This window comes from Lentzea sp. NPDC036955, from assembly GCF_055608005.1.
On the sequence record NZ_JBVJRC010000001.1, the window covers coordinates 68,967 to 81,798 of the forward strand.

At 71.2% G+C, this 12,832-nt stretch carries 11 protein-coding genes; 1 reads left to right on the forward strand and 10 read right to left on the reverse strand.

Annotation, left to right across the window (positions count from 1 at the left end):
- Positions 1-3: 3 nt before the first annotated feature.
- Positions 4-798: an ABC transporter permease gene (locus ACZ7CF_RS00360; protein ID WP_458433111.1), complete on the reverse strand. Its 795-nt coding sequence runs from the start codon at positions 796-798 to the stop codon at positions 4-6.
- Positions 799-905: 107 nt separating this feature from the next.
- On the opposite strand from ACZ7CF_RS00360, the gene ACZ7CF_RS00365 reads away from it, so the two are divergent.
- A complete protein-coding gene (locus ACZ7CF_RS00365) occupies positions 906-1,442 on the forward strand; it encodes a TetR/AcrR family transcriptional regulator (RefSeq protein ID WP_470368430.1) in 537 nt (178 codons plus the stop codon).
- 9 nt (positions 1,443-1,451) lie between these two features.
- Here the strand turns inward: ACZ7CF_RS00365 and ACZ7CF_RS00370 are convergent, their stop codons facing one another.
- The 9 genes from ACZ7CF_RS00370 to ACZ7CF_RS00410 form a co-directional block, all read right to left on the reverse strand.
- Positions 1,452-1,913: a hypothetical protein gene (locus ACZ7CF_RS00370; RefSeq protein ID WP_360387974.1), complete on the reverse strand. Its 462-nt coding sequence runs from the start codon at positions 1,911-1,913 to the stop codon at positions 1,452-1,454.
- 23 nt (positions 1,914-1,936) lie between these two features.
- Positions 1,937-2,614, reverse strand: a complete 678-nt coding sequence (locus ACZ7CF_RS00375) for a response regulator (protein ID WP_360387972.1) — start codon at positions 2,612-2,614, stop codon at positions 1,937-1,939.
- Positions 2,611-5,109: a DUF4118 domain-containing protein gene (locus ACZ7CF_RS00380; RefSeq protein WP_470368431.1), complete on the reverse strand. Its 2,499-nt coding sequence runs from the start codon at positions 5,107-5,109 to the stop codon at positions 2,611-2,613. The genes ACZ7CF_RS00375 and ACZ7CF_RS00380 overlap by 4 nt, the downstream gene beginning before the upstream one ends.
- Positions 5,084-5,614 carry a potassium-transporting ATPase subunit C gene (locus ACZ7CF_RS00385; RefSeq protein WP_470368432.1) on the reverse strand — a complete coding sequence of 177 codons (531 nt, stop codon included), beginning with the start codon at positions 5,612-5,614 and terminating at the stop codon, positions 5,084-5,086. The genes ACZ7CF_RS00380 and ACZ7CF_RS00385 overlap by 26 nt, the downstream gene beginning before the upstream one ends.
- A 2-nt stretch (positions 5,615-5,616) precedes the next feature.
- On the reverse strand, positions 5,617-7,566 hold the full coding sequence (gene kdpB / locus ACZ7CF_RS00390) for a potassium-transporting ATPase subunit KdpB (RefSeq protein WP_470368433.1): 1,950 nt from the start codon (positions 7,564-7,566) through the stop codon (positions 5,617-5,619).
- Positions 7,563-9,185, reverse strand: coding sequence for a potassium-transporting ATPase subunit KdpA (kdpA, locus tag ACZ7CF_RS00395; RefSeq protein WP_470368434.1), 1,623 nt, complete (start codon positions 9,183-9,185; stop codon positions 7,563-7,565). The genes kdpB and kdpA overlap by 4 nt, the downstream gene beginning before the upstream one ends.
- The gene (gene kdpF, locus ACZ7CF_RS00400; protein ID WP_065920105.1) at positions 9,185-9,283 is read right to left on the reverse strand and encodes a K(+)-transporting ATPase subunit F; all 99 of its coding nucleotides are present in this window, start codon (positions 9,281-9,283) and stop codon (positions 9,185-9,187) included. Before kdpF ends, kdpA begins: the two co-directional genes overlap by 1 nt.
- A gap of 431 nt (positions 9,284-9,714) precedes the next feature.
- Complete coding sequence (locus ACZ7CF_RS00405) at positions 9,715-10,833, reverse strand: winged helix DNA-binding domain-containing protein (protein WP_470368435.1); 1,119 nt, start codon at positions 10,831-10,833, stop codon at positions 9,715-9,717.
- Entirely contained in the window at positions 10,834-12,816 is a 1,983-nt protein-coding gene (locus ACZ7CF_RS00410; protein WP_360387954.1) for an MMPL family transporter, read from the reverse strand.
- Between the last annotated feature and the right edge of the window lie 16 nt (positions 12,817-12,832).

The following is a 12,832-nucleotide window of genomic DNA, read 5'->3' on the forward strand; positions in this document are numbered from 1 at the left end:
GTCTCAGGCGCGTCCGCGCCACGGGGACAACGCGCGTTGGGCGGCCACGATCAGCGAGTCGATGACCAGGCCGGTGATGCCGATGACGAAGAGACCGAGGACGACCACCGCGGTCTGGTTGAAGCGCTGGGCGTTGAGCACCATCCCGCCGATGCCGTCCGCGCCGTTCACGGTCTCCGCCGCCACCACGGAGCTGTAGGCGATGCCGACGGCGATCCGGACACCGGTGAGGATCTCCGGCCCCGACGCGGGCAGGACCACCGCGCGGACCACGTCGAACGCGCTGGCGCCCAACGCCTGCGCGGCCTCGACGTACTGCCGGTTGACCCCGCTCACCGCGGCCGCGGCGGCCACGGCCACCGGCGGGAACGCGGCGATCATCAGCAGGTAGACCTTGGGTTCCTCGTCGATGCCGAACCAGATCACCAGCAGGCTCAGGTACGCGAGCGGCGGGAGTGCGCGCAGGAACGCCACGGCGGGCTCGGTCAGCGCTCGGACGACCGGGACCAGCCCCATCGCCAGGCCGAGCACGAGCCCGAGCAGCACGCCGTAGAAGCACCCGTAGCCGACGCGGCGCAGGCTGACGCCGAGCCGTTCGGCCAGCGTCGAACCGGCGTAGCCGCCCTGCCCGTTCGTGAAGTCCGAAGTGGACAGCAGCTGGTCCCACACCTGCACGGGACTCGGCAGCACGGCCGCCGGCCAGAGCTGGGCCAGCGCGACGAGCTGCCACACCAGGAACAGCGCGGCGATGGCGATCAGCCGCACCGGCAACCACTGCGACGTCCGGGTCTTGGGCACGCCGTGAATGTACTGACGTACACATCGCCGGTCAGGACCGTTCCGTATCGTGGTCCTCCGCGAGAATGCCCCTTGCGCACGGGCTCGGCGAACCGGTAGGAGCGAGGATGGCACGGCGGCACGACCCCCACCGCCGCGAGCGGATCATCGAGGCCGCGGTCGAGCTGATCTCCGAGCGCGGCCTGCCGGCACTGACCCACCGGGCCGTCGCGGCCCGCGCCGACGTGCCGCTGGGTTCCACGACCTACCACTTCCTGAGCCTCGACGAGCTGCTCGACGCCGCGGTCCGCACCGTGGCCGACCGCAACGTCGCACGCCTGCGCGAGTGGGCGCTCGCGCTGCCCGACGACGCCGACCTGAGCGCCGAGCTCGCGCGCTTCGTCGTCCTGCTGGCGAGCGAGCACCGGCAGACCAGCGTGCTGGCCTACGAGCTGTACGGCGGTGCCCTGCGGCGGCCGGCGCTCCGTGCGGCCAGCACGTCGTGGGACCGGCTGCTGACCGAGGTCTTCGAGTCCACAGTGGACCCGACGACCGCGCGGGCGCTCACCGCGATGTTCACCGGGTTGCTGTACCAGGCGCTGGTGTCGCCGGGGACGCCGAAACCCGCGGACCTCGAAGAGGTGCTGCGCCGCCTGCTGCGGTAGTGCTGGCCGTCATCCACCGGCCAGCCGCTGCTCCAGCCGGTCCAGACCGCCCCGGATGAGCCGCCCGTAGTCGTCGTCGCCGAGCACGCCGATCGTGTCCCGCGCCTGCCGGAGGTGGTCGCGGGCGCGGTCGAGGTCGCCCAGCCTGCGGTGGCAGTCGGCCAGGTTCAGGTGCAGCGACGGGTACAGCCCGGCCACCGGCAGCGCCACCCCGGCCTCCGCTGTGCGCTCGTCGGAGAGCGAGTCGGCGGCGGCCAGCGCCCGCAGGTCCCAGACCAGCTCCTCGTGCACGTCGTCCTGGACGTCGGCCATCGAGTGGGCGAGGACGCACACGTGCAGCGGGTCGCCCCCGGTGCCGCCGATGTCGTCCCAGATCCGGGCGAACAGCTCGCGGGCGGCCTCCCGTTGACCGCGGCGGTGGTGCAGCTCCACGCCTTCGGCGATGCGGGCCATCGTCGGATCTGTGACCATCCGCCGATTCTCCCGCAACCGCGTCAGAGCTCGAAGCGGTAGCCCATCCCGGGTTCGGTGACCAGGTGCCGGGGGTGGGCGGGGTCGGCTTCGAGCTTGCGGCGCAACTGGGCGAAGTAGACGCGCAGGTACTGCGACTCGGTGAGGTGCTTCGGTCCCCACACCTCCCGCAGCAACTGCTTCTGCGACACGAGCCGGCCGGGGTTGCGGGCCAGAACCTCGACCAGGCCCCACTCGGTGGGCGTCAGGTGCACCTCGTGGCCGTCGCGGCGGACCTTCTTCGCGGCCAGGTCCACGACGAACGACGACGTCTCGACCACCGGGTCGGCGACGTCGCGGGTGAGGCCGCGGCGGACGGCCGCACGCAGGCGGGCGAGGAGCTCGTCCATGCCGAACGGCTTGGTCACGTAGTCGTCGGCGCCGGCGTCGAGGGCCTCGACCTTGGCGGCGGAGTCGGTACGGGCGGACAGGACGATGATCGGGACCGAGGACCAGCCGCGCAGGCCCGCGATCACCTCCACGCCGTCGAGGTCGGGCAGGCCCAGGTCCAGCACGACCACGTCGGGTTTGCCCTCCACGGCCACGCCGAGTGCGGACTTGCCGTCGTACGCGGTCATCACGTCGTAGCCGCGGGCGCTGAGGTTGATCCTCAACGCGCGCACGATCTGCGGTTCGTCGTCGACCACCAGAACGGACGTCATGGCGCCTCCTCGTGGACGGGCAGGGAGATCACGATCGTGAGCCCTCCGCCCGGGGTGTCCTCCGCGCTGATCTCCCCGCCCATGGCGGCGGTGAAGCCCTTGGCGACGCTCAGGCCGAGGCCGGCGCCCGGTGTGGCGACACGGCCGCCGAGGCGCTGGAACGACGCGAACACCGTGTGCCCGGCGTTCTTCGGCAGTCCCGGACCGTGGTCGACGACCCGCAGCTCGACGGAGGAGCCGTGGCGGCTGCCGCGGACCGCCACCGGCGACGGGCTGCCGTGCCGCAGCGCGTTGTCGACGACGTTGACCACCACGCGTTCCAGCAGCCCCGGGTCGGCCAGCACGGGCGGCAGGTCCTCCGCCACCGCGACCGACACCTCGCCGCCGAGGCCGGCGAGCGCCCGTGCCACGACCTCGTCGCAGCCGACCGGCCGCAGCACCGGTTCGACCGAGCCGGTCGCGAGGTGCGACGAGTCGAGCAGGTCGTCCACCAGGCCGGTCAACCGGTCGGCGGACTCCGCCACGGTCTCCACCAGGTCGGCGGTGTCCTGTTCGGACAGTGCCGGCGAGGTGTCCCGCAGGCTCGCGGTCGCCGCCTTGATCGACGTCAACGGCGTGCGGAGGTCGTGGCCGACCGCCGACAGCAGTGCCGTGCGCAGCTCGGACGTCTCGGCTTTCCGCCGTGCTTCCAGGGCGTCAGCGGCCATCCGCTGGTGCCGCAGCGCCACGAACGTCTGCCCGGCCGCCGCCTCCAGCACCCGCTGGTCGCTCGCGGGCAGCACCCGTCCGCTCAGCCGCAACCGCACGTCACCGGTGACCGTCACGTCGGTCACGGGACCGGAGTCCCGCCCGGCGCGGTCGACGCAGCACCACTCCCCGTTTCTGCGCTCCACCAGCGCCACCGAGTCCAGGCCGAAGTTCTCCCGGATCTTCTCCAGCAGCCGCGCCAGCGGGAACGGCGCGGTCAGCACGGTCCGCGAGTACGAGGCCAGCAACGCCGCCTCGGTCCGCGCCCGCGCGCCCTGCTCCCCCAGCCGCGCCGCCCGGTCGACGGTCAGCGCCACGACGGTCGCGACGATCACCATGGCGGCCAGCGTGATCACGTTCTCCGGCGTCTGCACGGCCAGGCTGTGGCAGGGCTCGGTGAAGAAGAAGTTGAGCAGCCCGGCGCCGAGCACCGCGCAGAACAGCGCCGGTCCCAGCCCGCCCGCGATGGCGACGACGCAGGCGACGAGCAGGAACGCCACCAGGTCGGTGGAGAAGTCCAGCTCGTCGCGCCACAGCAGGCCCAGCGCGGTGACGCCGGCGGGCAGCACCAGGGCAAGGCCCCAGCCGGTGAGCCTGCGCCGCACCGGCAACGGGTCGGTGCCGACCTGCCAGCGCAGCCCGCGCCGGGCCTCGTCGTGGGTGACCATGTGCACGTCGATCGCGCCGGACTCCTGCACGACAGCGGCACCGATGCCCTCGTCGAACGCCCGCGCGACCCGTGAGCGCCGTGAGGTCCCCAGCACCAGCTGGGTGGCGTTCACACCGCGGGCGAACTCCAGCAACGCCGTCGGAACGTCGTCGCCCACCACCGAGTGGAACGTCGCGCCGACGTCCTCGGCGGTCTTGCGGGAGCGGGCGATGTGCCCGTGCGTCACGCCGGTCAGCCCGTCGCCGCGCAGGACGTGGACGACCAGCAGCTCCGCACCGGCCCGCACCGCGATCCGGCGAGCGCGCCGGATCAGCGTCTCGCTCTCCGGTCCGCCGGTGATTGCGGCGACCACGCGTTCGCGGGTCTCCCAGGTGTCGGTGATGTCCTTCTCGCTGCGGTAGCGCTGCAACGCCACGTCGACCTGGTCGGCCACCCACAGCAGGGCCAGCTCCCGCAACGCCGTGAGGTTGCCGATCCGGAAGTAGTTGCCCAGTGCGGCGTCGATGCGGTGCGCTGGGTAGACGTTGCCGTGGGCGAGCCGGCGGCGCAGCGCCTCCGGGGTGAGGTCGACGAGCTCGACCTGCTCCGCGCGGCGGACCACCTCGTCGGGTACCGTCTCCCGTTGCCGCACACCGGTGATGCGTTCGACGACGTCGTTCACCGACTCCAGGTGCTGCACGTTCACCGTGGACAGCACGTCGATGCCCGCGTCGAGCAGCTCCTCGACGTCCTGCCAGCGCTTCTCGTTGCGGGAGCCGGGCGCGTTGGTGTGGGCGAGCTCGTCGACGACGGCGACCTCGGGCCTGCGTGCGAGGACCGCGTCGACGTCCATCTCCTCGACGTCGAGGCCGCGGTGCCGCACCCGCGTGCGCGGCACCACCTCCAGCCCGTCGAGCAGGGCGGCGGTCTTCTCCCGGCCGTGGGTCTCCACGAGTCCCACGACCACCTCGGTGCCCCGCCCCCGGCGCCGGTGGGCCTCGCCGAGCACGGCGAAGGTCTTGCCGACACCGGGAGCGGCGCCGAGGTGGATCCTCAGCTGACCCCGGCGGCGGTCACCGGGTGGCGGCGTCGATGGCACGGTTGAGCGCCGTCACGTTGACCGCGGTGGTGAAGGTGCCGGAGGTCCCGGCCGCCACCAGCTCCCGCACCCTCTCCTCGGACAGCCCGGACGCGCGTGCCACCCGAGGCACCTGCAGCGCCGCGTACTCCGGGCTGATGTGCGGGTCGAGGCCGGACGCCGACGCGGTCACCGCGTCCTGCGGCACCCGGTCCTCGGACACGCCTTCGCGCTGCGCCACGGCCGTGCGGCGTTCATCGACCACCTTCGTGTAGTCCTCGTTCAGCTCGCCCTTGTTCGAGCCGCCCGAGGCGGGCAGCGTCGCCGCGGAGGGCCGCGGCTGGAAGTACCGGTCGCCCTCGCGTGCGACGGCGACCAGGGTGGTGCCGGTGGCCTCGGCGTTGGCGTGCAGGCCGGGGACGCGCGAGACGCCCCAGACCGCCAGCGGGTACAGCACGCCGAGGAGCACGGTCAGCGCGAGCAGGATCCGCAGACCCGCCCACGACTGCTTCAGGAAGTTCGTCATCGTCAGCCGATCCCGGGGATGAGTCGCACGAGCAGGTCGATCAGCCAGATCCCGGCGAACGGCGTCACGATGCCGCCGAGGCCGTAGACCAGCAGGTTGCGCCGCAGCAGCGCGGAGGCGCTGGACGGCCGGTAGCGGACGCCCCGCAGGGCCAGCGGGATCAGCGCCACGATGACCACCGCGTTGAAGATCACCGCGGACAGGATGGCCGACTGCGGTGTCGCGAGGCGCATGACGTTGAGCTGCCCCAGCGCCGGGTAGATCGCCGCGAACATCGCGGGCAGGATCGCGAAGTACTTCGCCAGGTCGTTGGCGACGGAGAACGTCGTCAGCGCCCCCCGCGTGATCAGCAGCTGCTTGCCGATCTCCACGATCTCGATCAGCTTGGTCGGGTCCGAGTCGAGGTCGACCATGTTGCCGGCCTCCTTCGCGGCCGACGTGCCGGTGTTCATCGCGACGCCGACGTCGGCCTGGGCCAGCGCCGGTGCGTCGTTGGTGCCGTCACCGGTCATCGCGACCAGCCGGCCGCCCTCCTGCTCCTGGCGGATCAGGGCCATCTTGTCCTCGGGCTTGGCCTCGGCGAGGAAGTCGTCCACGCCCGCCTGTTCGGCGATGGCCTTGGCCGTCAACGGGTTGTCGCCGGTGACCATGACCGTGCGGATGCCCATCGCCCGCAGCTCGGCGAAGCGCTCCTTCATGCCGGGCTTCACGACGTCGGACAGGCGGACGATCCCCAGCACCCGGCCGTTCTCGGCCACGACGAGCGGGGTTCCGCCCTGGGCACTGATCTCGTCCACGATCTCGCGTGCGGTGTCGGTCAGCTCGAACGCGGACGCGGCGCCCTTGCGGATGCTGCGGTCGCCCAGGTCGATGCCGGACATCCTGGTCTGCGCCGTGAACGCGACGAACTCGCCGGTCTTCTCGTGGTCGCTCGCCGGTGCACCGCCGGCGAGCTGGAGGATGCTGCGGCCCTCCGGGGTGTCGTCGGCGAGGCTCGCCAGCCGTGCGGCCGCGACCAGTTCCTCCTCGGACGTCGGGCCGACCGGGATGAACTCGGTCGCGCGCCGGTTGCCCCACGTGATCGTGCCGGTCTTGTCGAGCAGCAACGTGTCGATGTCACCGGCGGCCTCCACGGCCTTGCCCGACGTGGCCAGGACGTTGCGCTGCACCAGCCGGTCCATGCCGGCGATGCCGATCGCGGACAGCAGTGCGCCGATCGTCGTCGGGATCAGGCAGACCAGCAACGCGGTCAGCACGACCACCGACTGCTCGCCGCCGGAGTGGATCGCGAACGGCTGCAGCGCGACGACGGCCAGCAGGAAGATGATCGTCAGCGTCGACAGCAGGATCGTCAGCGCGACCTCGTTCGGCGTCTTCTGCCGTTCCGCGCCTTCGACGAGTGCGATCATCCGGTCCACGAAGGACTCGCCCGGCCTGGTCGTGATCCGCACGACGATCCGGTCCGACAGCACCGTCGTGCCACCGGTGACCGCGCACCGGTCGCCGCCGGACTCGCGGATGACGGGTGCGGACTCGCCGGTGATCGCCGACTCGTCCACGGTCGCGATGCCCTCGACCACGTCACCGTCGCCGGGGATGACCTCACCGGCCTCGACGACGACCAGGTCGCCGACCTCCAGTTCGGTGCCGGGCACGACGCCGCCGCTGACGAGCCTCGCGACGGCGTCTTCCTTCGTCTTCCTGAGCGAGTCCGCCTGCGCCTTGCCGCGGCCTTCCGCGACGGCTTCCGCGAGGTTCGCGAACAGCACGGTGAACCACAGCCACGCGGCGACGGCGGTGGTGAACACGCTCGGCTCGGTCACCGCGAACACGGTGACCAGCACCGAACCCACCCACACGACGAACATGACGGGACTGCGCAACTGGTGCCGCGGGTGGAGCTTCTTCAACGCCTCTGGCAGGGCCGCGGCGAGACCGGGTTTCGTGGTCACAGCAGTGCCTCCGCGACGGGACCGAGAGCGAGAGCGGGAACGAACGTGAGCGCGGCGACCAGGACGATCGAGCCGGCCAGCAGGGTCGCGAACAGCGGCCCGGTGGTGGGCAGCGTGCCCGCGGTGACCGGCACCTTCTTCTGCGCCGCCAGCGATCCGGCCAGCGCCAGCACCGCGACGATCGGGACGAGCCGGCCGAAGAGCATGCACAGGCCCAGCGACGACTGGAACCAGTCGCTGGTGACCGTGATGCCGCCGAACGCGCTGCCGTTGTTGTTGGAGGCCGACGCGTAGGCGTAGAGGATCTCTGACAACCCGTGCGAGCCGGGGTTGTTGAGCGCTGCCCGCGTGCTGGGCAGGACCGCGGCGATGCCGGCGCCGACGAGCAGCACCGTGGGCATCGCGAGGATCGAGACCGCCGCGGCCGTGACCTCCCTGCGCCCCAGCTTCTTGCCGAGGTACTCGGGCGTGCGGCCGACCATCAGGCCCGCGAGGAACATCGCGATGACCGCCATGACGAGGATGCTGTAGAGACCGGTGCCGACACCGCCCGGCGTCATCTCGCCGAACAGCATGTTCAGCAGCGCCCCGCCGCCGCCGAGCCCGGTGTAGCTGTCGTGCAACGAGTTCACCGCACCGGTCGAGGTGCCGGTGGTGGCGTCGGCGAAGATCGCGCTGCCGGGGATGCCGAACCGCAGCTCCTTGCCCTCCAACGGCCGGACGCCGTTCGCCTCGGCACCCCAGATGACCGCGAGCATCGCGGTCCAGATGCCGCCCATGACGCCCAGCAGCACGTACCCCTGCTTCTTCTCCCCCACCAGCACGCCGAACGTGCGGGTCAGCGCGACCGGGACCACCAGGATGAGGAAGACCTCGATCAGGTTCGACCACTCGTTCGGGTTCTCGAACGGGTGCGCGGAGTTGGCGTTGAGGATGCCGCCGCCGTTGGTGCCGAGCTCCTTGATGGCCTCCTGACCGGCAACGGGCGCGTTGGCGACCAGCTGACCGTCAACGTCCACTCCGGACTTGAAGCTCATCGTGACACCGAAGGCGATCAGCACGACGGCGAACAGGAACGCGATCGGCAACAGGATGCGGAGCGTGCCGCGCACGAGGTCGACCCAGAAGTTGCCGAGCCGGTCGGTCCGGCTGCGGACGAACCCGCGGACCAGCGCGACGGCGACCGCGAGGCCGACCGCGGCGGACACGAAGTTCTGCACGGTCAGGCCGATCATCTGGACCGTGTGGCCCATGACCGCTTCCGGCACGTACGACTGCCAGTTCGTGTTGGCCACGAAGCTGATGGCGGTGTTGAACGCCATGCCCGGTCCGACGTTGCCTCGGCCGAAGTCGAACGGCAGCAGGGACTGCACGCGCTGGAGCACGTAGAGGAACACGATGCCGACGAACGAGAAGCCCAGCACGCCGTAGGCGTAGGTGCTCCACCTCTGCTCGGCGTCCGGGTCGATCCGCGCGAAGCGGTAGATCGCCGCCTCGGCCCTGGAATGGCCTTCGCGCTGGAAGACGCGGGCCATGTGGTCGCCGAGTGGCCGGTACACGACCGCCAGTGCCGCGAACAGGATGCCGACCTGGGCCAGGCCGGCCACGAGAGGTGACATCAGAACTTCTCCGGCCTCACGAGCGCGACGAACAGGTAGACGATCAGAGCGAGCGCGAGGACGCCGGCGACGGCGTTCGCGACGAGTCCCGTGCTCACAGCTTCTCCAGTCCGCGCACCGTCAGTCCCAGCACGACGAAACTCCCGATCAGCAGCAACGCGTAGGCCAGGTCGGCCATGACGCCGCTCCCTTCAACGACAGGTTTTTCCATGACGAGCGGGAGCGTGCACGAGGAAACACCTGTTCAGGGGAGGCCTGACAGCGTCCTTACGGGGTGGGGGCCGACCTTTACGCGTTCTTGAGGCCGGGGAGACGTGGGTCTCACCCGTCAGGGCCCTTAGGGGTCACGGTGCGTGAGGTTCTCGCGCGGGAGGCGTCACGGCGCGGCCGACGTTGAACGGAACCGGGCCGCGCCCAGGGTGGACGCGGCCCGGTGTCAGCAGGGTCAGCGACCGCTGCGGTACGCCGTCCAGGCGTTCTGCATGCGGGTGTTCTGACCCAATGGAAGTCCTTTGTAGAGGTTGCCGTTTCACACAGTGCGAACGTCGTGGGCCGGAAGGCCGCTCCACCACCTGCCGTAGCGCTTGTAGACCTGGGGTTCGCGGTCACCGAGGAACTCGCGCACCGCCGACGCTTCCACGGCCAGCGCCGCCCAGTCGTCCTCTTTCAGGGCGTGGAAGGCGGTCATCTCAATAGATCCGTCGGCCAGTGGGCGCCACACGCCCGCCACGTACCCGTCCACGAGCAGGGTGGGCAGCGTGTCGCCGTTGTTGCCGATGACGACCTTGCGGTACTGGGGCGGGATGATCCGGCTGCGGTCGGCGTAGGCGAGCAAAGTGCTGTCCCACATCGCCATCAGCCGCGCGGGAGCGGGCGTGTCCTCGTCCGGGACCGTCCGGTTCGGCACGTCGAGGTGCTCGCCGTGCCGTTCCAGCTCCAGCAGCTCCAGGGCGGCGCGGATCGTGCCGCGCGGCAGCATCGTGAACTGGTTGACGTCGGCGACGGTGGCGGGCCCGAAGCCGGTGAGGTAGCGGCGGACGAGCTCGGCCACGCACTCCAGCTGCTCCCTGCGCCCGGTGCGCGCGGCCAGGTAGGACGGGCGCGGCCCGAACGACCACGGCCCGCCGGTCGGTGCGTGCACGAGCCCGCCGTAGGTGCGCAGCGCCCACCAGACACCGGGCTGGCCGACGTCACCGGCGTGCGAGTGCAGCAACTCCTCGATCTCCGCCTTCGCCCGCGGCACCGAGGCGAAAGCGAGCACGTGCTCCAGCAGTGCGTCGGCCTGGTCCACGGTGATGTCCATGGCCTTGAACCGCTTGTCGTACAACCGTGACGCGCGCAGTGCGGGCAGCATCGCGTGGTGGAACACCTCGTGGTCGGCGGCGGTGACCGCGTGCAGGGTGATCCGCATCAGCGTGGCCTTGCGGACCGCGCCGCCGACGAACGCGGCGTCCAGGTCGGCCGGGTCGAAGCCGGCGACGCGGTTCCACAGGGCCAGGTAGGGCGAGGCCGGTTCCTGGGCCTGGATCGCCACGACCCGCTCGACCGCGCTGGGCACGTCCACCGGTTCCCGCCGCAGCAGCAGCTGGCGGTCGAGCGTCGCGCGGTTGAGCTGTCGTGGCGTCGGGGTCATGCGGGTGATCCTCACCTACCTCAGCTTCGAGGGCCACCAGATCCGGCCGCCGATGTCCACCGACAGCGCGGGCACCAGCAGCGACCGCACCAGCAGCGTGTCGAGCAGGACGCCGAACGCCACGATGAACGCGATCTGGGTGAGGAACAGGATCGGCAGCACCGCGAGCGCCGCGAACGTGGCCGCCAGCACCACCCCCGCAGACGTGATCACGCCACCGGTCAGGCTGAGGCCCCTGATGGTGCCCTCGACCGTGCCGAGCTGCTGCGTCTCCTCGCGGACGCGGGTCATGAGGAAGATGTTGTAGTCGATGCCCAGCGCCACCAGGAACACGAACCCGAACAGCGGCACCACCGGGTCCGCGCCGGGGAAGTCGAACAGGTGGTTGAACACCAGCGCCGACACGCCCATGGTGGCCGCGAACGACAGCACGACCGTCCCGATCAGCAGCAACGGCGCCAGCACCGACCGCAGCAGCAGCGCCAGCACCAGGAAGATCACGACGAGCACGATCGGGATGATCAGCAGCCGGTCGCGTTCTGAGGTCGTCCTGGTGTCGAGCAACGTCGCCGTCTGCCCGCCGACCTTCGCGTCCGCGCCCTCGACGCCGTGCACCGCCGCACGGATGCGTTCGACCGTGGCGACCGCCGCGTCGGAGTCCGGCGCGTCGGCGAGCGTGGCCTCGATCCGCACCAGGCCGTCGGCGGTCCCGCTGGGCCGGACGTTCGCCACACCGTCCACAGCGGCCTTCGCGACGACGTCGGCGGTCTTGCCCTCGTTGGCGATGATGACGGTCGGCGAGCCGGTGCCGCCGGGGAAGTGCCGTGACAGCACCTCCTGGCCGGCCACGGACTCGACCTCGGTGAGGAACACGTCGGACTGCGCCGTGCCGGAGGCCTTGAGCTGCGGCAGGAACGCCGCTCCCGCCAGCAGCACCAGCGCGGTGACGATCCAGATGGCCCGCGGCTTGCGGCGCACCAGGGCGGCCACGCGCCCCCACAGCCCGCTGGTCTCCGGGTGCGGGGAGCCCAGCTTCGGCGCGAACGGCCAGAACGCGGCCCGTCCCAGCAGGGCGAGCACCGCCGGCAGGAACGTCATGGCCGTGAGCAGCGCGGCACCGATGCCGATCGCGGCGACCGGGCCGAGGCCCTTGTTGGAGTCGAGGTCGCTGAACAGCAGGCACAGCACGCCGAGGATGACCGTGCCCGCGGAAGCGGCGATGGGTTCGACCGTGCCGCGCCAGGCGGAGCGGATGGCGGTGAACCTGTTCTCCTCGTCCCGCAGCTCCTCGCGGAAGCGGGACACCAGCAGCAGTGCGTAGTCCGTGGCGGCGCCGAAGACCAGGATGGAGAGGATGCCCTGGCTCTGGCCGTTCAACGCGAGCACGTCGTACTTCGCGAGCAGGTAGACGACGAAGCTGGCCAGCCCGAGCGCGAACACGGCGGAGACGAGCACCACGAGCGGCAGCAGCGGGCTGCGGTAGACGACGAGCAGGATGAGCGCGACCACCGCGCCGGCGACCAGCAGCAGCAACCCGTCGATCCCGCCGAACGCCTCGACCAGGTCGGCGACCTGCGCGGCCGGCCCGGTGACCAGCACCGTCAGCCCCTGCGGCGCGCTGCGCGAGCCGTCCCGCAGCTCCGCGACACCGTCCTTGACGTCCTTGGCCGGGTCGAGCAGGACGACGATCTGCGCCGCGTCCCCGTCCTTCTGGGACGGGATGACCGGCGAGGCCTGGAACCCCTTGCCCCGATCGGCGAGGAACCGCGTGTCCTCCGCGGTGAGCCCGCCCTGGCGTTCGGCCACCACGATCGCGGGGATGGCGTTGGTCTGCTGGAACTTCTTCTGCAGCTCCGCGACCTGTGTGGACTCCGCCGAGTTCGGCAGGAACGCGCTGCTGTCGTTCTCGGCGACCTCGGACAGTTTGCCCGCGTACGGCCCGGTGAACCCTCCCACCGCCAGCCACACGACGAGAAGCAACCCGGCGAGCACCCTCATGAGCCTATGTCCTTCG

Excerpts from the sequence above, each read along its gene's own strand:
- ACZ7CF_RS00365 (WP_470368430.1), top strand. The coding sequence starts at position 906 with ATGGCACGGCGGCACGACCCCCACCGCCGCGAGCGGATCATCGAGGCC.
- ACZ7CF_RS00370 (WP_360387974.1), bottom strand. The coding sequence starts at position 1,913 with ATGGTCACAGATCCGACGATGGCCCGCATCGCCGAAGGCGTGGAGCTG.
- ACZ7CF_RS00375 (WP_360387972.1), bottom strand. The coding sequence starts at position 2,614 with ATGACGTCCGTTCTGGTGGTCGACGACGAACCGCAGATCGTGCGCGCG.
- ACZ7CF_RS00385 (WP_470368432.1), bottom strand. The coding sequence starts at position 5,614 with ATGACGAACTTCCTGAAGCAGTCGTGGGCGGGTCTGCGGATCCTGCTC.
- kdpA (WP_470368434.1), bottom strand. The coding sequence starts at position 9,185 with ATGTCACCTCTCGTGGCCGGCCTGGCCCAGGTCGGCATCCTGTTCGCG.
- ACZ7CF_RS00410 (WP_360387954.1), bottom strand. The coding sequence starts at position 12,816 with ATGAGGGTGCTCGCCGGGTTGCTTCTCGTCGTGTGGCTGGCGGTGGGA.